The following is a 19,479-nucleotide window of genomic DNA, read 5'->3' as shown; positions in this document are numbered from 1 at the left end:
ATCCGGGGGATTTGCGGTACAATCAGGTTACCTTGGTGAAAGAAGGGGGATGAAAAGCTCATGGATGACAGACAGGTAATGCCCGAAGCGGGCTTTGTCCGAAAAAAGCTGACCGGCGGCGAGCTCCCCGATTTCTTTCTGGGCGTCCGAAGACGGCACCCGACCCGGGAGATGACATTTCTCTGCATTGGCACCGACCGATCCACGGGGGATGCGCTGGGTCCGCTTGTCGGAACGCGTCTTAAGGAACGCGGCTTGGCGGATGTGATCGGAACGCTGGATTTCCCTTGCGATGCCACCAATCTGGAAGTGCGTGCCTCCATGATTCCCAAGGAGCATATCATCGTGGCGATCGATGCCTGCCTCGGAACGCCGGCCTCCGTCGGCGGCTATCTCGTGTCCGGTCAGCCGCTGCTCCCTGCCCAATCGGTAGGAATATCGCTTCCGGCCGTAGGGCATTACAGCGTGGCGGCCGTCGTCAACGTTAACGGTCCCAAACCATACTGGACGCTGCAAATGACTTCGCTCTACAGGGTGATGCAGATGGCCGATGAATTGGCGGAAGCGATCGAACACGGTTTCAGAAGCACCTGAAAGAGATTAAATATAAGAATCGGGAACATTACATACACACAAAAGAGCAGCTTAGAATTTCAGTAACTTTCAGCCAGTTATAGAAAGAGAGGGAAGCGTTATGGAAAAAGTAGTTCTTGAAGGATTTACGATCGCTTATGAAGAACAAGGCCAGGGAGAGGCCGTTGTCCTGCTCCATGGCTTCTGCGGAAGCTCGGCTTACTGGGAGAAGATCGGACCGCTGTTGGCCGACGATTATCGGGTGATTATGCCGGATCTTCGGGGACACGGCTTCACGGATGCCCCGATGGGTGCCTATACGATCGAACAGATGGCGGATGATGTCGCCGCACTGATGAAGAACCTGGGGGTTTCGAAATATACGCTGCTTGGCCATTCCATGGGCGGATACATTACCCTGTCTCTGGCTCAGCGGTACGCCGAACGTTTGAACGGCTTCGCCCTCATTCACTCGACCGCATATCCGGACAGCGACGAAGCCAAGGAGAAGCGCCTCCAAGCCGTGGCCACCATCGGAAATAAAGGGATTACCCCTTTTGTTGACGGGCTTGTCCCCGGATTATTCGCGCCTGAACTGCGCGATACTTTGACCGTGGAAGTGAACCGCGTTAAAGAAATCGGGTACAAGACGCCGCCGCAGGGAGCTTCAGGCGCCGCGCTGGCTATGCGCGAGCGGGTGGACCGCCGGGATGTGCTGTCTTCCACCGTGCTCCCCGTATTGCTGGTCGCAGGGGAAAACGACGCCGTCATTCCGATTGAGCGCACCTTCACGACGGAGGGGCCGTCGGTGACCAAGGCGGTGATCAAGGGCGCCGGCCACATGAGCATGTATGAAGCGCCCGAACAGCTTGCAGCCGTCATCAGCGACTATTTGCGCGGCGTACCGTCCGCGCGCAAGTAGCCGTCTCCACAACGCTTGAACCATAAGAATGCTCACGACCCGAGGCTATCCCCGAGTCATCGTCCGATGACGGGGAGCCTCTTTTTTGCGCAGCAAGAGGCTCGAGGCTGGACAGAGGCACCTGTATAAATACGGCTTAGTACGAAAAATCGGCCTTCTCGGCCTTCTCGTGATGATAAGGTCCTTATGCGGCGCGGATTGAGACTTCCCCTTGCTGGATATTCGGGTCAAAATGACTTACAATTTGTTCTTAAATAAACCTGCAGGAGGGACGGAGTCTGATGCTGCGGAAAGATTACCTGGTTCGGATGCTGGAGGAAATGACGGAGATGATCGGCAAAGTGTTCGGTCTGAAGCAGCAGCGCAAATGGATAGAAGCCTTATGGGAACTCGACGAGCTTTACAAAAATCTGTTTCGGTTGAACTCCCGTCTGCTCGGCTCCCTTTCGGCCAAAGATATCGTGGAGATGATGCGGACCGGCGGGACGGTCGAATCGGATAAGCTGCAAAGTCTGGCGCGGCTTATGAAGGAAGAGGCCGATGTCTTGACGGCATCGGGGCAGCGGGAGGAGGGCATACTCCGCGCAAGGAAGGCGTTGCATTTATATTTGGCGGCTTACACGCACGGGGCCGATCCCGGTATATGGAAATTGCACGGTGAAGTTTCGGAGCTGCTGGAACGGCTGAAGGGGTTCGAGCTCCCGGAGGATACCGAACGTCTGCTTATGACTTATGAAGAGAGCAGAGGAAATTATGATCTCGCGGAGAATGCGCTGTACCGTCTGCTGGAAAGCGGAGCGGCCCGGCGGGAAGAGGGAATAGCATTTTATACCCGCTTGTTGGCACAGGGGCCCGACAAGCTGGAGCAAGGCGGGCTTCCCAAGGAAGAAGTCCGGGAAGGACTGGAGGCCTGGCTCGCCAGAATCGACAGCGCAAGCGCGGGAATCGATGAGAACCGTCCGAGCGGGGAGTAGGGTACAAGTAGAATTCATACAATAACTTCAACTCATTTGGAAAGAGAGCGGTCTTAGATGGAGGAATTACGCAATCTGGTACGTCAAATTTCGGAGCAGGGCGGTCTTATTTCCGCTACTTTGAGTCAACGCCGAAAGGCGGGGGAAGGGGAGGACACTTACAGCAAAACTGTCATCAAGCCGGTCCTGCTCAAAGGCATGCTTCATTACCAGTTCACTTATCACTACAGCAAAAAAGTTACCCATGAGAATATCCCGGCCGCGGATCTCGAGTCCGCCGTTATGGAGCTGTTCGCGGGGACCTTCCGTCAGGGGTTGCTGTGCACGGCGGAAGCCGATTATCAGGTGCTGATCAGCAAGAAGTACAAGGTATCGATTCTGACCAAGTCCCCTACCAAAAAGCCGGGGGTGCTCGCCCATAACCGGACGAAGCAGTACATTTTGGAAGAAGGGAAGCCGGTTCCGTTTCTGGTGGAGCTCGGAATCATGAATGCGGACGGCAAGGTGCTGGCCAAAAAGTATGATAAATTCCGGCAGATCAACCGCTTCCTCGAAATGGTTCAGGATGTGCTTCCCCACCTCCCGGACAAGCGTCCGGTGACGATCGTGGATTTCGGCTGCGGCAAGTCGTATCTGACGTTCGCGTTATATCATTATTTGTCGATCGAATTGCAAATGGAGTTGAAGATTGTCGGACTCGATCTGAAGTCGGATGTCATCGAACATTGCGGAATGCTGGCGAAAGATCTGCAATACCGTAATCTGCGCTTTCTTGTCGGGGATATTGCGGACTATGACGAATTAAGCGAAGTGGATATGGTGGTAACCCTGCACGCCTGCGATACGGCGACCGATGCCGCGCTGGAAAAGGCCGTCCGCTGGAACGCGTCCGTCATCCTTTCCGTACCCTGCTGCCAACACGAGTTGTTCGGGCAAGTCGCAAGTCCGGTGCTTGAACCGCTCCTGTCCCATGGCATCCTGAAGGAACGTTTTTCGGCGCTGGCTACTGATGCGATTCGGGCCAAGCTGTTGGACATTCTCGGGTATAAGACCCAATTGTTGGAGTTTATCGACATGGAACATACCCCTAAGAACATTCTGATCCGGGCGGTAAAGGGAGCTGTTTCCGACGGGGAAAAAAATCGCTTATGGAAGGAATATCTCGCATTCCGGGACTTTTTGAGCGCGGCGCCTTACCTTGAAAAAGCTTGCCGTGACCTTCTCCCTGAAGGAAATCGGTCCCCACGTTAAGTTTGAAGCAAAACAAACAGGTCAACACTTGAAGTGTTGGCTTTTTTGTTGCGAAAACGGAGGGTGAGGGCTATGGTCGGGCGAGAAAGGATAGAGAAAGGCGGACTAAAATCACTATCAGGAGTGATTTATCGGGGAGCAGCCCTGTGGACGGTCTCCTTTTTTGCCTTGACGGGGGGAATGTTTTATCAGACCACCTTATTTACGCTTGTCCCGTTTTCGTTTTGGTTTTTGGCGGCGGCTGTTGCGATGATTGCGTTTTTAATGAGACGTAGGCCCGCGAAGGGGGATGCCGGACTTTTTGGCGGGGCTTCGCTTCTAATCGCGGGCCCTTTTTTAATCGCTATCCTCTACGGAACGCAGCTTCTGTTGGGCCCGGTGTCTTACCAGGCAACCGTTACGGCGGCGATGCATTGGCTGTTCATGGGGAGCTTCGCCCTGGCCTTGCTTGCCGCGGGGAGCGGTTCAGACGGCCCCGCCTTCCTGGAGCGGGGCTGGCTGATCGTCACCGGCGGGCTCGCCGTCACGGCGCTGGCCGCCGTGTACGGGCTGCTGCCCGCCCCGGGGGCGATCCTGCGCACGGCGGATCGCGAGGTAACAGCGGCGGGGGCCCGGCTGGGCGGTCTGCTTCAGTACCCGAACACTTTCGGGGCTGTGATGGCTGCCGCTCTGCTGGAGCGGCTGACCGCCCTCGCCCGGCTGCCGGCCGCCGCCTTTACCCGGCAAGCGCGCTGGCGGGGCTGCCGGACCGGCGCATTGGCGCCGGTCTTCGCCCTGGCGCTGCTGCTGACGGAGTCGCGCGGCGCGTTCGCCGCTGCGGCCGCGGGCTGGGCCGCCGGCTGGCTGCTGCTGCGCGGCCGGGAGCGGCGGCGCTACGCGCTGCACAGCGCCGCCGCTGTGGCCGTGGCCGCGCTGCTCGCCCGGCAGCTCGCCGCCGCGCAGCTGGCGCCGCCCGCGCTGCCCGGGCTGCTGGCGCTCGCCGCCGGGCTGGCCGCCGCCGCGGCGCTGTGCACGCTGGCGGCCCGGGCCGCCGATCGGCCCGCGGCGCCCGGCGCCGCGCTGGCCGCCGCGCTCTTCGCAGCGCTCGCCTTCGGCGCCGGCTTGCGCGAGCGGCTTTCTAGCGCCGCGACCTGGCTCGCCCGCGGCGACATGTACGCGGACGCGCTGCGGTTGCTGGGCGAATCGCCCTGGGTCGGCCGGGGAGGCGATACGTGGCGGGCGCTGCATCGCACCGTCCAAGGCCGTCCTTACGTGGGGAACGAAGTGCACAGCGGCTATCTTGACCTGGCGCTTGATCTTGGGTTAATCGGGCTGGTCGCGGTGCTCGGCTGGCTGATTGCGGTTATCGCAGGCATGTACCGTTCCCGCTTGCCCGCACGGCTGCTGCCTGCCTTTCTGGTTTTGCTGCTGCACAGTGCGGTTGACTTTGACATGAGCTACGGGTTGTTCTGGATGCTTGTCCTGTGGCTGGCGGTCTGGGGCATGGGCAAACCGGGGGCCGTCTCATTTAGCGGAGTGCCCGGAAAGCCGGCGGAATTTCGCCCCAGCCGATTGGTGGCGGTGGTGCTGGCCGCACTGCTTCTGACGGGCGGGTTGTCCGCCTTTCGCCAAGCGGAAAGCCTTCGCTTGCAGCGACTTGCGGCGGCCTCTGACGCCCGACCGGCGGAGTCCGCGCGGCTGTTGGAGCGGGCGCTTGCGCTGGCCCCGGCCCGGCCCGAGCTCCGCCTGGCGCTGGCCGCCCGGCTCGATCCGGGCCCGGCGGCCGAGGTGCTGCGCCGCGGGATGGCCTACGAGCGGGGCCATCCCGGCCTTGCGCTCGCGCTGGGCCTCGCCCTCGCGCGGCAGGGGGATGCCGCCGCGCTGGCCCCGCTTCGCCGCGCGGCGGAGCTTGACCGCTACAGCCGTGCCGTGCAGACGGCGGCGCTGGAAGGCATCAGCCTGCTGGCGGACAGGCTGGAAAGCACGGGCCAGCTGCCGCAGGCATCCTCTGCCGCTTCCGCGGGTGCGGAAGCGTTCCGGCGCTTCCACCGCCTGGCGGAGCAGGCCCGGCAGCTGCGCAATGACAGGGGCTTCCGGCTAACCCCGGAAGCCGTCGTCCTCGCCCGCAAGCTGCGTGTTCAAGCTGCCGGATGGCCGGCTCCGCAAAACGGGAGTGCCGCCGCCGACCCGCGCTAGCGGCGGGCTGCCCGTCCGCCTGCGGCTTACTTCAACCGCCGAAGGCGTCGCGGAACGCTTTGGAGAGAGCTGGACGGTCCACTTGCCACAGTTCGGCGAGCTCGCCGCTGACCGCCTCGTCCCACCAGTCCGCCAGAACCTTTCGGTTGCTGATATTTTCGCCGATCCATAGCAGGTTTCCGATCACCTTTTTGTAATAGAGTTCTTCTCCTTGCTTGATCCGGGTTTCGGGAAGATATACACCAAGCCGTTTGACCGTTCGATAGAGCTCTTTACTGCAGCTCCGGCGGATCTTTCTGGGGGTTGGCAAATCTGCGGCATGCTTCCCCGGTTTGTTGTTCATGTCCTTGCCTCCTTCTATACCAGCATATGCTCCCGGCTGCTCTGGAGACACTTCGCGAGGATGGCCGAGTAGATGCATGTCCCCCGCTATGATAGAATAGACTGGTGAAAAAAGACATTTTGGCCTTACGCTTAAATGTATGGGGAGAGGGACTGCAAGGTGGAATGGATTTCAAACGTGGTAGGAGTTATTTTTGAATGGATTCAGCAGTTGGGGTATGTCGGCATTATGCTGGGCCTTATGATTGAGGTCATTCCCAGTGAAATTGTACTGGCTTATGGAGGGTATCTGGTACATTCGGGAACCATTAATTTTGTGGGTGCGGTCTTTTTCGGCGTGATCGGCGGGGTGGTCGCCCAGTTGTTCATCTACTGGATCGGCCGGTACGGAGGGCGCCCTATTTTGGAGAGATTCGGGAAGTATATTCTGATTCAAAAAAAACATATCGATGTATCCGAAGCCTGGTTTCTCAAATACGGCCCCGGCGTTATTTTTACGGCCCGGTTTATTCCGGTCGCAAGGCATGCGATATCCATCCCGGCAGGGATGGCGAAGATGCCGGTCGGAAAATTTCTGCTGTTGACGACGTTGGCGGTGATCCCCTGGTCGGTGCTGTTTGTTTACCTGGGCATGCTGCTCGGGGAGAACTGGGAGCATATCGATGAGAAGGCAGGCCCTTATATCATGCCGATTTTGCTGGTGGCTCTTGCGCTGCTCGTCGTTTATTTGCTGATAAAATGGTTCGGCACCTCTCGAAAGAAAGGAGAATGATAAATGAGTGTGAACGTCGCTAACAAATTCGGAAAGGGCATCACTCCCCTCCAATTTATGGAAGGGATGGAGCGGAACAAGGGGGATTTTGCCGCGGGCTATGAGAATTTCGCCTGGGTTCGGGAGGAGGACCGCGAATTTTTCGAGAGTTTGAACTATCGGGATGATGTGCGTGTGCTGATTCTCGCGGCGGATTGGTGCGGGGATGTCGTACGAAATGTACCTGTGGTGTTCCGGGCCCTGGAAACGGCCGGCTGGAAGACGGAAGTATTCATTTTGGAGGAGCATCAGGATCTGATGGATCACTTTCTGACCATGGGCGGGCGTTCGGTGCCGATCGTGATTTTTGCCGATACAGGCGGTTACGTGCTTGGGCATTGGGGACCCCGGCCTGCCCATGTCCAGGAGTTGATGGTGGAATTCAAACGGGAAAATCCCGACCGGGAAGCCCCGGATTACGAGGAGAAAATCGGAGTTGTCCGCCGGAAGATGGCCGAAAAATATGAGGAAGGAACCGGAGTCAACGCCTCGGTCGTTAGCGAACTGCGTGGCCTCATCTCCGGAATGTAGAACCTATGTTGCGAATAGAGAGCTTTTCACTGGGACCTTTGCAAACGAATGCTTATCTGCTCCGGGGGGAGGCGGACGATCGGGCCGTAATTATTGACCCGGGCATGAATCCGGGCTCTCTGCTCCGGAGGATTGAAGGGTTGGAGATTGAGGCGATTCTGCTGACGCACGCCCATTTCGATCACATCGGCGGCGTGGAGGAGATTCGGAAGCTTAAGGGCTGTCCGGTTTATGTGCATCCTCTGGAAAGCGAGTGGCTGACGAGTCCTAAACTGAACGGTTCCTTGATGTGGCCGACAGTGACGGGGCCGATCGCGTGCGAACCCGCGGAGTTCGATCTGGCTGAGGGGCAGAAAATTACGCTGATCGGTCACGAGTTCACGGTTTACCATACGCCCGGACACTCGCCGGGCAGCGTGAGTTTTTTGTGCGGAGACGATTTATTCTCGGGCGATTGCCTGTTCAAAATGAGCGTAGGCCGCACCGATCTCCCCGGTGGGCGTGAGGCGGACCTGTACAACTCGATACGCGGAACCCTGTTCCGTTTTTCCGATGAAACCAAAGTCTATCCGGGCCACGGTCCAAACACGAGCATCGGATTCGAGCGGGCGAACAACCCTTACGTTTCGGGCTGATGCGGCAATGGAGCCTATGGCCGTAAATTCCTGCAAATCTGCATCTTTTTCGCTCGCATCGGGCCGAGGCTTTAAAATTCCTGCAAATGCGCAGGTATTTTCTCGCGAAAAGAGCGCCCTTTAGAATTTAGCCGTAAATTCCTGCATTTTTGCATCAATTTGCAGAACGGCTCAACAATTTGGCGAAAATTCCTGCATATTTGCATCTTTGAAGCCCGACGTGGCATCAAACCGGGCCAGGTGCCGCCCATTTTAAGACTTATTCGTCACCTCAGGAAGCGGCGTGGCGAACGGGGGCCCGGCAATTCGCGGGCTGCCCGCCGGAATAGCTGTCTTTTTGGCCGCTATTTCGGCCCGATTCGGCTCCGGGGGGGAAATAGCGGTCAAAAAGGGCCCTATTTTCCTGGTATGGGTTCCGAAATCAAGTTTTGGCCCACATTTTCCCAAAATAAGGGCCAAAACGTCCTCTAATTCACGCCGTCCAGCCGAATGCGACAAAATGGCAGCGCAAAAAGCCCTTATTTATCTGCCTGGGCTCAAAGGGAAGCAGGCCGCAGACAAATTTTAATGACTAGTAGGGCGGTTTTACAACAAATTTTTGCACAAAAAGTGCAAAAATGCTGGACAAGCCTGCCGTCCTTTGTTAGAATCATGTCTATAAATATTGTTAACCCTGCGAAGCACGCAAGCTGAGGAATTATCCCGGTTTGCGTTCTTTTTTTGCGCTTTTTGGGGAGACGATTGACATGCGCTTCTTTGAAAAATGAACAAATCCTAAAATTTTCAGAGCTGTCGGCTCTACTGCCTAGCAAAATGTTGCCCATCTCCGATTTTTTTAGTAGGATAGAAAAATAACTTATGAATAAATCAGGGAGGTAGACGATGCTGCAGTTGGGAGAGAGAGTCGTAATCGTCGGAGATGCTTTTGAGCAGAATCTTCCTGTTGGGGAATATGGCTACGTTATTGCTTACGACCGTAATCCGGATAATGCGTTTGATTACGTAATCCGCGCTCCAAAGACAGGACGCAATTATTACGTTCCTTCCAGTGATGTGGAGTCCGAAGAGCTGCTCATGGAATATGAAGCCGAGCGGGCTACGAAGGAAGCGTTGATCGATTACGCTCTGGCGACGCATAACGAGAAGCTGTTTATGCATGTAATGAACGGCGGCGATCAGGATGCGGATGAGCAGAAGGAACCAACAAAGGAAGTTATGTCTCAGGCCGAGTTCATCAAACAGGTGAATTTGCGAGCATGGATATAAGGAGCCGGCGATGCCGGCTCTTTTTTCGTATATTTTGCAGGCTTTCGCCAGGTTTCGCGTTAACGGATTGAACTCGTGCACATTCTACAATATAATTTTATTCATCTGAATCGTCATGGTAGAATGAACTAATCAGCCCCGCAGGGACGTTTAAGGAGGAAAGCAAATGAGCATCCAGGTAAAAGACGTGGAGCATGTGGCCAAGCTGGCCCGGTTGAACTTGAGCGACGAAGAGCGGGAAATGTTCACGGAACAGTTGAACGCGATTTTACAATATGCCGAGAAGCTGAATGAGCTGGATACGGAAGGCGTGGAGCCGACGACGCATGTCCTGCATCTCAGCAATGTCATGCGCGAAGACGAGGTGCACGAAAGTCTGCCTCAGGAGAAAGTGTTCCGGAATGCGCCGGATGAAGAAGACGGGCAATTTAAAGTGCCGGCGGTACTTGAGTAGATATAGCGAAGGAGGATGCGCCAGTGAGTCTTTTTGAATTGCGCTTACAGGAGATACATAATCAGCTCAGCAAAAAAGAGCTGTCCGTGACCGATTTGGTGGGCGAGGCGTTCGCCAAAATATCGGAGCGGGATGGACAAGTAGGCGCTTATTTAACGTTGAATGAAGAAGGGGCCCGCGCCGAAGCGGCAAGGCTCGACAACAAGCTGGCCGGCGGGGAGGAGAAAGGCCTTCTTTTCGGGCTACCTGTCGGCATTAAGGACAATATGGTGACCGAAGGTCTGCGCACGACTTGTGCCAGTCAATTTTTGGCGAATTATGATCCGATTTACGATGCAACGGTAGTCTCGAAACTGAAGCTGGCGGAAGCGGTAACGGTAGGCAAGCTGAATATGGATGAATTCGCCATGGGCGGTTCCAACGAGAATTCCAGCTTCCATCCGGTGCGTAACCCTTGGGATTTAAGCCGCGTTCCCGGCGGTTCCAGCGGCGGCTCCGCGGCTGCGGTAGCGGCGGGGGAAGCTTACTTTACGCTCGGCTCCGATACCGGCGGTTCGATCCGCCAGCCGGCTTCCTATTGCGGTGTTGTCGGCTTGAAGCCGACTTACGGTTTGGTGTCCCGCTACGGGCTGGTGGCGTTTGCTTCCTCGTTGGACCAGATCGGCCCGATTACGAAAAATGTCGAAGACGCGGCATACGTCTTGCAAGCCATTGCCGGACATGATCCGAAGGATTCCACGTCCGCGAATGTCGATGTGCCGGATTATTTGGAGGCGTTGACCGGAGATGTGAATGGACTGCGCATCGCGGTGCCTAAGGAATATCTGGAAGGCGTGGATCCGCAGGTCAAGGACTCCGTCATGGCGTCGCTGAAAGTTCTTGAAGGCCTCGGCGCCGAATGGGAGGAAGTGTCCCTGCCGCATACGGAATATGCGGTCGCGGCTTACTATCTGCTGGCTTCTTCGGAAGCGTCCTCCAACTTGTCGCGCTTTGACGGCGTTCGTTACGGCGTACGCGCCGATCATGCGGGCAACCTGCTGGATTTGTACCTGGAGTCGCGCAGCCAGGGCTTCGGCCCGGAAGTAAAGCGCCGCATTATGCTGGGGACTTACGCTCTCAGCTCGGGTTACTATGATGCCTACTATTTGAAGGCGCAAAAGGTCCGTACCTTGATCAAACGCGATTTTGACCAGACCTTCGAGAAATATGACGTCATCCTCGGACCTACGGCACCGACTACCGCCTTCCCGCTGGGATCGCAGGTGGATGATCCGCTGACGATGTACCTTAACGATATTCTTACGATTCCGGTCAGCCTGGCAGGCGTTCCGGCGATCAGCGTGCCTTGCGGCTTTGCGGACGGCCTTCCGGTCGGTTTGCAAATCATCGGCAAGGCGTTTGACGAGAGCAGCGTGCTTCGGGTAGCCCATGCGTTTGAAGCTCATACGGACCACCACAAACAACGCCCGTCGTTGTAATGGGGGATTTACAGGAGGGTCAATATGTCAACATCCAAATATGAAACGGTAATAGGGTTAGAGGTGCACGTGGAGCTGCACACGAAGACCAAAATCTTCTGCGGCTGCTCCACGGAATTCGGCGCTCCGCCCAACACGCACACCTGTCCCGTCTGCCTGGGACATCCCGGTGTTCTGCCCGTGTTGAACCGCCAGGCGGTGGATTACGCCATGAAGGCGGCCATGGCCTTAAACTGTGAGATCGGCGATGTCAGCAAATTCGACCGTAAAAACTATTTTTACCCGGACTCGCCCAAAGCGTATCAAATCTCCCAGTACGATCAGCCGATCGGGGAGAACGGGTATATCGATATTGAAGTGGACGGGCGTACGAAGCGCATCGGCATTACCCGCCTCCATCTTGAGGAGGATGCCGGGAAACTGACACACGTTGACGGTGGTTACGCCTCTTTGGTCGACTTCAATCGCGTCGGTACCCCGTTGGTGGAGATCGTGTCCGAACCGGATATCTCCTCACCGGAGGAGGCGCGGGCGTACCTTGAGAAGCTGCGCGCGATCATGCAGTATTGCGAAGTTTCCGACGTGAAAATGGAGGAGGGCTCCATGCGCTGCGACGCCAACGTCAGCCTGCGTCCTTGGGGGCAGGAGGAATTCGGCACCCGCGCCGAGCTCAAAAACATGAACTCCTTCCGCGGCGTTGTGCGCGGTCTGGAATATGAACAGTATCGCCAGGCGGAGATTCTCGACGAAGGCGGCAAGGTTGTTCAGGAGACGCGCCGTTGGGACGAGGCTCAAGGCAAAACCTTCTCCATGCGCGGCAAGGAAGAGGCGCACGACTACCGGTACTTCCCCGATCCCGATCTGGTGAGAATCCATATCGACCAGGCGTGGAAGGAGCGGATCCGGGCTTCGATTCCGGAGCTGCCGGACGCGCGCAAAGCCCGTTACACGGCGGAATACGGACTGCCGGAGTACGATGCCGGCGTGATTACGTCCTCCAAGCCGCTGGCGGATTTGTTTGAGAACAGTCTGGAGTACACGTCCGATGCCAAAGCCGTGTCCAACTGGATCATGGGCGACTTGCTCGGCTATCTGAACAGCAACGGATTGGAACTGCCGCAAGTGAAGCTGACCGGTCAGGGCCTCGGCGAAATGATCAACCTGATCGAAAAAGGCACCATCAGTTCCAAGATCGCCAAGACGGTCTTCAAAGAAATGCTGCAAAGCGGCAAGCTTCCGCAGCAGATCGTTGAGGAGCAAGGGCTGGTACAAATCAGCGACGAAGGCGCTATTCTGGAGATCGTAAAGGAAGTGGTGGCGAACAACCCGGCTTCCGTGCAGGATTATAAAGCGGGTAAGGAAAAGGCCATCGGTTTCCTGGTAGGCCAAGTCATGAAGCAGAGCAAAGGCAAAGCGAACCCGGGGCTGGTGAACAAACTGCTGGTCGAGGTTCTGAAAGATTAGTAATCGGGAGCGGGCCGGGGCGGCCAAGGGGGCATCCGTATGATCGTACGTCTATCGCTGCACGATCCGGACATGGTGGAGCAGTTGTGGAGCCTGCAGCACGCGGCTTACCGTTTGGAGGCGGCCGCGATGGGTTTAAAGGAAGCTCCGCCGCTGCCGGAAACCTATGAAACCATTCGGAACAGCGCCGACCATTTTTACGGGATGCTTTCGACGGACGGCGAGCTTCTCGGTGCGATTGTGACGGCACCTGTGGATCTTTCCGCAAACAGCCTGGAAATTACCCGGCTGATGGTTCACCCGGATCATCTTCGCAAGGGGATCGGCGCTTCTTTGCTGAAATATGTGATCGATAACCACCCGGGGATCGCAACGTTCTCCGTTACCGCAGGAACTCGTAACGAACCCGCGGTCTCACTGTATCGGAGGTTCGGATTTTCGCTTGGCGAAAGCGTTAAATCCATCCCTGGGGCGAGACTTGCGGTATTCCGTTATCACCGGAATTAGAAACGAGCGCACCTTTTCTGGCCATGCGGCCGAATTGGTGCGCTTTTTGTCTTAGCCAGGCCCAGTTCATTCCATATTACAGACAGTGAGAGAATAGGGTATTATTATACTAATATATAAATACGGGAAGGAGATGGCGATGAATAAGAGATCCGCAAAAAAACAAGCCCGGCATCCCGGAGAACAGGCGGTTCGCAGCTACGGATTCCGGCCGAGACGACGTAAGCGCAAGTTCATCGCTTGTTTTCTGAGTGCGATATTTCCCGGTTTGGGCCATCTCTACTTAAAAATGTTCTCCAAAGGCGCCGTTCTGATCTATTGCGTGCTGCTCGATGCATCGGCGCTGATTTATTTTTCCTCCGTGCGCTCCGGAATCAATGTTCCGTTTTTGATTTTGCTCGGATTGATGATTCCCGTCCTTTATTTTTGCGGTATATATGACGTGCTGCAATCCACGGACGTGATCAATGCCAGGGTAAAACGCGCCCAAACCGAAGAGGATGAGGTTGTTCCGACCGACGGGAGCGAAGAAACCGGATATAGCGGGATCCGCCGTGGCGTGGCCGCAGGGGGACTGCTGATGGGCGGGGGCGCGATCCTGTTTCTGTTCAGGCAAAAGCCGCCGTGGCTGGAAGGTTTCATTCAGTGGTCGGCGGGTTATGCGGTTTCGGCGGCCCTTATTCTGACCGGACTGTGGCTGATCTGGAGGGAGATCCGCCGCCGGCTGATCCGCACGGGACGTTTTACCGCCGCGGCCCTTTTAATCGCGGTAGGTGTACTGTTGTTGATAGACCGGATTACCGGATGGGATTTGCTGCTGTTTCTGCCCCGGTGGTGGCCTGTTGTTTTGATGGCCAGCGGCTTGGAATATATTGTTGTGTTCATCCATAACAGAAAGCATACGGACCGTCCGGAGCGCCGTCTGCGCGTGGATATTAGAGGGATGCTCGTTGCGGTATTTCTCGGATTTTCGGTTTTTGCCGTGACCCAACAGGACCATTACCTGCACCTATGGAACCGTGTCAGCCTAAATCTCGCCACCGCGGGATCGGAGTTCAGCATGGAGGAAGGACTTCATGAGGAAAGACCGATCATCGAGGTCCCGATCGATTTGGAGACCGAACAGATTCACATTAACGGAATCAACGGGGATATTGAAATCCAACGCGCCGAGATTGAGGGCGTCCAGATCCGTTCCGCGGTTTGGGTGGATCAAGTCCCGGCCGAGGAAGCCGAAAAAATCGCGGAAAAAACAACGATCGATACCTCCGTGGGAAAAGCGTTGGCGATTACCGTCAAGGATTTGACCTATGGAGAATCGGGAAGACGCCATCCCCGGGTGAATCTTACCATCGTACTGCCGGAAAACCGCTTTTTGGATTTGGATATCAATACTTCCAGCGGTGATGTGACGCTGACCCGGGTGCAGGCCTTGAAGTCCGTCAAGCTGCAGACCGGGAACGGAAATTTGCGGCTTTGGGATGTGATCGGAAATGTCTCGGCCAAAACGTTGAACGGCAACGTGGAGCTCTTCCGGATTTTCGGGGACGTGATCGTGGACACCCAAGGCGGCAATTTGAAGGCGAACAGCATCAACGGCAATGCCTCGCTCTCCACGATGGTTGGCGATATCTCGGTGGTTCATGCCGAATCTGACATCAAGACCAACACCAAAAACGGAAATATCCAGATCGATGGAGTTCCGCTCAATCTTGAGGCGGAATCGCTTAACGGTAAAATTCACATCGCAACCCATGAAATCGGCGGAGATTGGAACGTATACAGTGCGGTCGGCGAGATGCGGATCCAGATTCCGGAGGCCGGGAATTATAGCTTCGAAGGCTCCAGCGGTTACGGAAATATCGAAACCGATCTTCCCTTTAATATCGAAAACAAGGAAATCAAGGGGATTGTCGGCAGTGGGGACCACCAGATTAAGGTTGATGGAAACAGCGATTTAATTGTGACCAAACGCTGAATCTCCTTGATGTATGAGCCTTACATGTCCGGTGGGGACGGCTGGTTCGTTGACAAACGATTTATGATAACCGTACAATAAATTTGTAAATATATTTAAGCATGGTTTTTTTGCACTTTTTTAGAGGCGGTGGACTTTATGGCTACACGCGTACAGCATGCGCTAGACCAGTTGAAGAGTAACGGTGTACGCATTACGCCGCAACGTCATGCCATTTTAACTTATCTTATAGAATGCATGGGACATCCGACCGCGGATGAAATTTATCGGGCGCTCGAGCCCCGTTTTCCGAATATGAGCGTGGCAACCGTATATAACAATCTAAAGATGTTAATGGAAGCCGGTATGGTGCGTGAATTGACCTACGGGGACAACTCCAGCCGCTTCGATGCAGATGTTTCGGATCACTATCATATCATTTGCGAGAAATGCGGTAAAATCAAAGATTTCTCTTATCCATCCCTCATGGAAGTCGAACAGAAGGCCGAAGAGATGACCGGTTTCATCGTCCATGGACATCGGATGGAACTGCACGGAATTTGCGAAACCTGCCGTAATCGATAGTTCAGTCCGACTTGTGGGTAGAGAAACGTGAGGGATTCCTTCGGGAGTTTCTTCACGTTTTTATTTTTTGGGAAGCGAGGTATTTTACGTTGAATAGCAGAAAAAGGCTCCATAGAAGTTCCAGACGGAGAGGCCGGGGGAAATGGTGGCTGGCGCTGCTGATCCTTGCGGTTGGAGCGTACTGGTACTCTGCTGAAATTTTGCCCAACCGGGAACATACGGAACCGGTCTGGAAAGGGAAAGTTGCCAAACCGATGTTTGTTGGGGGAGAATTGCTGGAAGGCAGCGCCATAGGCGATGGGGAAGGGCTCAAGCTGCCCCTGCCGACGATTCAATCTGTGGTGGATCCCAATATCCGGTATGAAGAAGAGTCAAAATCCGTAATTTTGACGACGCCTAAAAAGTTAGTGCTGCTGAAAACGAATGAGAAAAGGGGAAAAGTCAACAACAAGCCGCTAAGCCTGCGCTTTGCTCCTGAGGAAGAGGAGGGGGTTCTGTATCTGCCGGCCTATTTGCTGAAGGAACTGTACGGCATGGAAGTGCATGAAGATGCCGATTCCGGCGCGGTTCTGCTGATGAAACCCGGGGAAACGGTGAAGCATAGGCTTGTTCGCGACGACTCGAAAAAAGACAATTTTACGGCTCCATTAAGAAAAGACGCCAGCATCCATTCGCCGATTTTTGCGGATATGGAGCCAGGTACCAAATTGAGAGTTCTCGATAGCCAGGATGATTGGTATTATGTCCAGCTTTATAATGGATATACCGGGTATGTCAAACAAAAAGACACGGTAGCCGGCGATGATCGCACCGTTCCCGAGCTTGAGCCGGTTTTGTCGCCGGCGAAGAAGAAATGGCAGGCCAAGAAAATCAATATGACTTGGGAAGCCGTTTACGAAGTAGCCCCGAAGCCTTCTTCTCTCGGAAAATTGCCAGGGGTGAACGTCGTGAGCCCAACCTGGTTTTCGTTGGTTGACGGAAGCGGTAACCTCCGAAGCAAGGCGGATCCCGCTTATGTCCGATGGGCCCATAACCAGGGCATGCAAGTCTGGGGGTTGTTCAGCAATAGCTTTGAACCGGATTTGACGACGGAGGCGCTGTCTTCTTTTGAAAACCGGATGACCACCATCCTTCAAATGCTGCATTACGCAAAGCTTTATGATCTGGATGGGATCAACATCGATTACGAGAACGTGCACACCAAGGATGGGCCGAATCTGACCCAGTTCATGAGGGAACTGCGGCCTTTGGCCATGGAATATGGGCTTGTCGTCTCTATTGACGTAACGCCGAAATCCAACAGTGAGATGTGGTCGGCTTTTCTGGATCGAAGAGCGCTGGCCGAAGCCGTCGACTATTTGATTCTTATGGCCTATGACGAGCATTGGGCTGCCAGTCCCAAAGCGGGTTCGGTGGCCTCTCTTCCTTGGGTGCGTTCATCTGTTATCCGGCTCCTGGAAGAGGATGACGTGTCCCCAGATCAGTTAATCCTTGGAATTCCGTTATATACGCGGGTATGGACGGAAACGGTCAAGGATGGCGAAGTCAAGGTCAAATCGAAAGCGATCGGCATGGAGAAGGCGCAAAATCTGATCCGTGAGAAAAAGCTGACTCCATCCTTGTCGGAGGAGGCCGGGCAGAACTACGTGGAATATCGTGAAGACAACGCGTTGCACCGCATTTGGCTGGAGGACAAGGTATCATTGCAGCGGCGGGTCGAACTGTCGCAATCTCTGGGCTTGGCGGGGGTTGCAACCTGGACCCGAAGGTTTGCCTCCGATGAAGCTTGGGAAGTGCTACAGCAAATTTCAGAATAAAAAAAGGTTGGACAAGGGATTCCTTGTTCAACCTTTTTTTGTGTCCGCGTTGGTTTCCGGCGTTTGTCCAAGCGTTTGCCGGCTCTCTATTTCTTCCGCCGTGATGGTCGCATGATGCGGATCCAATGTCAGGATCGTCTTGCAGAACATGCACCGGTCCGTCTTTCCCAACATTTTCGTCAGCTTGTGGCATTCCGGGCACTCCAGTTGGACGGCGGATGTCGAAAGCATCCCTGCCCAAAAATAGATGGCCAAGCTGGCCATCATGGCGATCAAGCCGATCACCAGGCCGATCCCGGCGATAACTTTGCCGGACTGACCCCAAAAAACGATCCCGGCGGTTCCCAATACCATCAGTCCCATTCCGGACATCGTTAACAGAAGGCCCCATAAACGGAATTCATTAATCTTGCTGGATTTAAAGAACATGTTTATAAAACCTCAATTCTTTTGAATAATCTCATTCCAAAATGGAAGAAGGAAACTTTAGGGAAGCGTAGAACTATATTATAACGAATCGGCATAAATACGCCAAGCCAGGAGGGTAACGTGGAGCCAACCTTTTTTTCTTTTAAAAGCCAGGAGAAGAGCGGTCACCAAGCTGTTGGAGCGGTGGGCTTCCGGCACCCCGGCAGTGTGTTTCGCGGTTCATTGCTGCATGATTTTGAGCTGCTTGTATTGGTAATCTGCGAAGAGACGGATTCGGGCCTCGTACATATGGAACATTGTTTAAGCGGCTCCCTGCACTATCAAATGCGTTATATCGGAAGAAATGAGTTGCTGCAATGGGTGGTCACCGGTGAGCACCCTGATATCGTGCAGTGTTTCCTGCAGGGGGAGGTTATTTGGGACGTGGGAGGAAAAGTGACGGAGTTGCGCAAAGAATTGGCCCGTTTCGGGAGCGGAATGAGAGAAAGGCGGAAGCTTAAGGAGTTTGCCGGGTTTTTGCGTACCTACGTAGAGGCCAAACGTTATGCCAGTGAGCAGGATTTCATGGATGCTTACTACTGCGTGCTGCAATCCTTAAAACATTACGCTCGGATTGAACTGATCGATGAGGGGATTGTCCCGGGAGATAGCGTATGGGAGCAAGCGCAATCCTTAAACACGGTTGTCCGCAAATTGTTCGACGAGCTTACCGACAGCAAGGAAACGATCGAGCAGCGCGTTGAACTGGTGCTTCTTGCCTGCGAGTTTTCCGCCATGTCCAGGATGGAGGATTGCTGCTCGCTGCTCTTGCGGATTTTGGGAAGCCGGAAGGAAGCCTGGAGCATTCAAGAACTGCTCGAACTACCGGAGCTTAGCTATATCAAGGAGGAGCTTCCGATGATGATCCGCAAGCTGGTGTATCGATCGCTGGTTAAACAATCGGCCGCGATTTCCGCAGATGCCTCCGGAGGTGGCCGCGAAATTCGATATTGGGCATAAAGTTTCGATATATTTTCATTTATTTCCTTTGTAAAAATAGTTGACTGTTCTATTCATTCTGTGTTAAATTAGATCTCGCCCCTGAGAGACAAGAAACTTGTTAAGCAAGTCAAAATGAATCAAAAAAATGACTTGAAAAAAAGTTCTTGACTTAAACGAGGAAAACATGATATATTATAAAAGTCGCCGCTGAAACACAGCGATGACGAAAGAAACGAAGTTGATCTTTGAAAACTGAACAACGAGTGAGTATTAAAATGAGAAGTAAAATTCTCGTCAGATTCAAAATGAGCTATCAGCTTATTCAAT

At 54.6% G+C, this 19,479-nt stretch carries 19 protein-coding genes; 17 read left to right on the top strand and 2 right to left on the bottom strand.

The window, feature by feature from the left end; translation table 11 throughout:
• The first annotated feature begins 60 nt into the window (after positions 1-60).
• The 5 genes from yyaC (at position 61) to V4U88_RS25770 (ending at position 5,895) form a co-directional block, all read left to right on the top strand.
• A complete protein-coding gene (yyaC, locus tag V4U88_RS25790) occupies positions 61-594 on the top strand; it encodes a spore protease YyaC (RefSeq protein ID WP_334076061.1) in 534 nt (177 codons plus the stop codon).
• Positions 595-694: 100 nt separating this feature from the next.
• The gene (locus tag V4U88_RS25785) at positions 695-1,495 is read left to right on the top strand and encodes an alpha/beta fold hydrolase (RefSeq protein ID WP_334076060.1); all 801 of its coding nucleotides are present in this window, start codon (positions 695-697) and stop codon (positions 1,493-1,495) included.
• Positions 1,496-1,776: 281 nt separating this feature from the next.
• Positions 1,777-2,469, top strand: a complete 693-nt coding sequence (locus V4U88_RS25780; RefSeq protein WP_334076059.1) for a DUF6483 family protein — start codon at positions 1,777-1,779, stop codon at positions 2,467-2,469.
• A 57-nt stretch (positions 2,470-2,526) separates the two neighbouring features.
• Positions 2,527-3,720: a class I SAM-dependent methyltransferase gene (locus V4U88_RS25775; protein ID WP_334076058.1), complete on the top strand. Its 1,194-nt coding sequence runs from the start codon at positions 2,527-2,529 to the stop codon at positions 3,718-3,720.
• 180 nt (positions 3,721-3,900) lie between these two features.
• Positions 3,901-5,895: an O-antigen ligase family protein gene (locus tag V4U88_RS25770; RefSeq protein ID WP_334076057.1), complete on the top strand. Its 1,995-nt coding sequence runs from the start codon at positions 3,901-3,903 to the stop codon at positions 5,893-5,895.
• A 31-nt stretch (positions 5,896-5,926) separates the two neighbouring features.
• Here the strand turns inward: V4U88_RS25770 and V4U88_RS25765 are convergent, their stop codons facing one another.
• Positions 5,927-6,238, bottom strand: coding sequence for a dehydrogenase (locus V4U88_RS25765; RefSeq protein ID WP_334076056.1), 312 nt, complete (start codon positions 6,236-6,238; stop codon positions 5,927-5,929).
• Between the two features lie 159 nt (positions 6,239-6,397).
• Here V4U88_RS25765 and V4U88_RS25760 point away from each other — a divergent pair, with 159 nt between their 5' ends.
• From V4U88_RS25760 to V4U88_RS25710, 11 genes are all read left to right on the top strand, one after another.
• Entirely contained in the window at positions 6,398-7,009 is a 612-nt protein-coding gene (locus V4U88_RS25760) for a DedA family protein (RefSeq protein WP_334076055.1), read from the top strand.
• A gap of 3 nt (positions 7,010-7,012) precedes the next feature.
• Entirely contained in the window at positions 7,013-7,579 is a 567-nt protein-coding gene (locus tag V4U88_RS25755) for a thioredoxin family protein (RefSeq protein ID WP_334076054.1), read from the top strand.
• A gap of 5 nt (positions 7,580-7,584) precedes the next feature.
• Positions 7,585-8,214, top strand: a complete 630-nt coding sequence (locus V4U88_RS25750) for an MBL fold metallo-hydrolase (protein WP_334076053.1) — start codon at positions 7,585-7,587, stop codon at positions 8,212-8,214.
• An 882-nt stretch (positions 8,215-9,096) separates the two neighbouring features.
• Positions 9,097-9,480, top strand: a complete 384-nt coding sequence (locus tag V4U88_RS25745; protein WP_334076052.1) for an ATPase — start codon at positions 9,097-9,099, stop codon at positions 9,478-9,480.
• A 166-nt stretch (positions 9,481-9,646) separates the two neighbouring features.
• The gene (gatC, locus tag V4U88_RS25740) at positions 9,647-9,934 is read left to right on the top strand and encodes an Asp-tRNA(Asn)/Glu-tRNA(Gln) amidotransferase subunit GatC (RefSeq protein WP_334076051.1); all 288 of its coding nucleotides are present in this window, start codon (positions 9,647-9,649) and stop codon (positions 9,932-9,934) included.
• Positions 9,935-9,957: 23 nt separating this feature from the next.
• Positions 9,958-11,412 carry an Asp-tRNA(Asn)/Glu-tRNA(Gln) amidotransferase subunit GatA gene (gene gatA / locus V4U88_RS25735; protein WP_334076050.1) on the top strand — a complete coding sequence of 485 codons (1,455 nt, stop codon included), beginning with the start codon at positions 9,958-9,960 and terminating at the stop codon, positions 11,410-11,412.
• 24 nt (positions 11,413-11,436) lie between these two features.
• Positions 11,437-12,876 carry an Asp-tRNA(Asn)/Glu-tRNA(Gln) amidotransferase subunit GatB gene (gatB, locus tag V4U88_RS25730; protein ID WP_334076049.1) on the top strand — a complete coding sequence of 480 codons (1,440 nt, stop codon included), beginning with the start codon at positions 11,437-11,439 and terminating at the stop codon, positions 12,874-12,876.
• Positions 12,877-12,915: 39 nt separating this feature from the next.
• On the top strand, positions 12,916-13,383 hold the full coding sequence (locus V4U88_RS25725) for a GNAT family N-acetyltransferase (protein ID WP_334076048.1): 468 nt from the start codon (positions 12,916-12,918) through the stop codon (positions 13,381-13,383).
• 139 nt (positions 13,384-13,522) lie between these two features.
• A complete protein-coding gene (locus V4U88_RS25720) occupies positions 13,523-15,361 on the top strand; it encodes a DUF4097 family beta strand repeat-containing protein (RefSeq protein ID WP_334076047.1) in 1,839 nt (612 codons plus the stop codon).
• Between the two features lie 138 nt (positions 15,362-15,499).
• A complete protein-coding gene (locus V4U88_RS25715) occupies positions 15,500-15,925 on the top strand; it encodes a Fur family transcriptional regulator (RefSeq protein WP_334076046.1) in 426 nt (141 codons plus the stop codon).
• A gap of 89 nt (positions 15,926-16,014) precedes the next feature.
• Positions 16,015-17,742, top strand: coding sequence for a glycosyl hydrolase family 18 protein (locus V4U88_RS25710; protein WP_334076045.1), 1,728 nt, complete (start codon positions 16,015-16,017; stop codon positions 17,740-17,742).
• Between the two features lie 27 nt (positions 17,743-17,769).
• On the opposite strand, the gene V4U88_RS25705 is transcribed toward V4U88_RS25710, so the two are convergent.
• Positions 17,770-18,171 (bottom strand): YgzB family protein, encoded by a 402-nt coding sequence (locus tag V4U88_RS25705; RefSeq protein WP_334076044.1) that lies wholly within the window; start codon positions 18,169-18,171, stop codon positions 17,770-17,772.
• A gap of 120 nt (positions 18,172-18,291) precedes the next feature.
• Between V4U88_RS25705 and V4U88_RS25700 the strand changes: the two genes are divergently transcribed.
• A complete protein-coding gene (locus tag V4U88_RS25700; RefSeq protein ID WP_334076043.1) occupies positions 18,292-19,170 on the top strand; it encodes a nucleotidyltransferase-like protein in 879 nt (292 codons plus the stop codon).
• The last annotated feature ends 309 nt before the right edge of the window (positions 19,171-19,479 follow it).

The organism is Paenibacillus sp. A14, assembly GCF_036864815.1.
In the GTDB taxonomy this organism is placed as follows: domain Bacteria; phylum Bacillota; class Bacilli; order Paenibacillales; family Paenibacillaceae; genus Fontibacillus; species Fontibacillus sanfengchensis.
Note: the sequence above shows the minus strand (reverse complement) of the source record. Positions and strands in the feature narration are given on the sequence as shown.

What these genes read in the sequence shown, in the direction of transcription:
- yyaC (WP_334076061.1), top strand. Translation starts at nt 61, where the DNA reads ATGGATGACAGACAGGTAATGCCCGAAGCGGGCTTTGTCCGAAAAAAG.
- V4U88_RS25785 (WP_334076060.1), top strand. Translation starts at nt 695, where the DNA reads ATGGAAAAAGTAGTTCTTGAAGGATTTACGATCGCTTATGAAGAACAA.
- V4U88_RS25780 (WP_334076059.1), top strand. Translation starts at nt 1,777, where the DNA reads ATGCTGCGGAAAGATTACCTGGTTCGGATGCTGGAGGAAATGACGGAG.
- V4U88_RS25775 (WP_334076058.1), top strand. Translation starts at nt 2,527, where the DNA reads ATGGAGGAATTACGCAATCTGGTACGTCAAATTTCGGAGCAGGGCGGT.
- V4U88_RS25770 (WP_334076057.1), top strand. Translation starts at nt 3,901, where the DNA reads ATGTTTTATCAGACCACCTTATTTACGCTTGTCCCGTTTTCGTTTTGG.
- V4U88_RS25765 (WP_334076056.1), bottom strand. Translation starts at nt 6,238, where the DNA reads ATGAACAACAAACCGGGGAAGCATGCCGCAGATTTGCCAACCCCCAGA.
- V4U88_RS25755 (WP_334076054.1), top strand. Translation starts at nt 7,013, where the DNA reads ATGAGTGTGAACGTCGCTAACAAATTCGGAAAGGGCATCACTCCCCTC.
- V4U88_RS25750 (WP_334076053.1), top strand. Translation starts at nt 7,585, where the DNA reads ATGTTGCGAATAGAGAGCTTTTCACTGGGACCTTTGCAAACGAATGCT.
- V4U88_RS25745 (WP_334076052.1), top strand. Translation starts at nt 9,097, where the DNA reads ATGCTGCAGTTGGGAGAGAGAGTCGTAATCGTCGGAGATGCTTTTGAG.
- gatC (WP_334076051.1), top strand. Translation starts at nt 9,647, where the DNA reads ATGAGCATCCAGGTAAAAGACGTGGAGCATGTGGCCAAGCTGGCCCGG.
- gatB (WP_334076049.1), top strand. Translation starts at nt 11,437, where the DNA reads ATGTCAACATCCAAATATGAAACGGTAATAGGGTTAGAGGTGCACGTG.
- V4U88_RS25725 (WP_334076048.1), top strand. Translation starts at nt 12,916, where the DNA reads ATGATCGTACGTCTATCGCTGCACGATCCGGACATGGTGGAGCAGTTG.
- V4U88_RS25720 (WP_334076047.1), top strand. Translation starts at nt 13,523, where the DNA reads ATGAATAAGAGATCCGCAAAAAAACAAGCCCGGCATCCCGGAGAACAG.
- V4U88_RS25715 (WP_334076046.1), top strand. Translation starts at nt 15,500, where the DNA reads ATGGCTACACGCGTACAGCATGCGCTAGACCAGTTGAAGAGTAACGGT.
- V4U88_RS25705 (WP_334076044.1), bottom strand. Translation starts at nt 18,171, where the DNA reads ATGTTCTTTAAATCCAGCAAGATTAATGAATTCCGTTTATGGGGCCTT.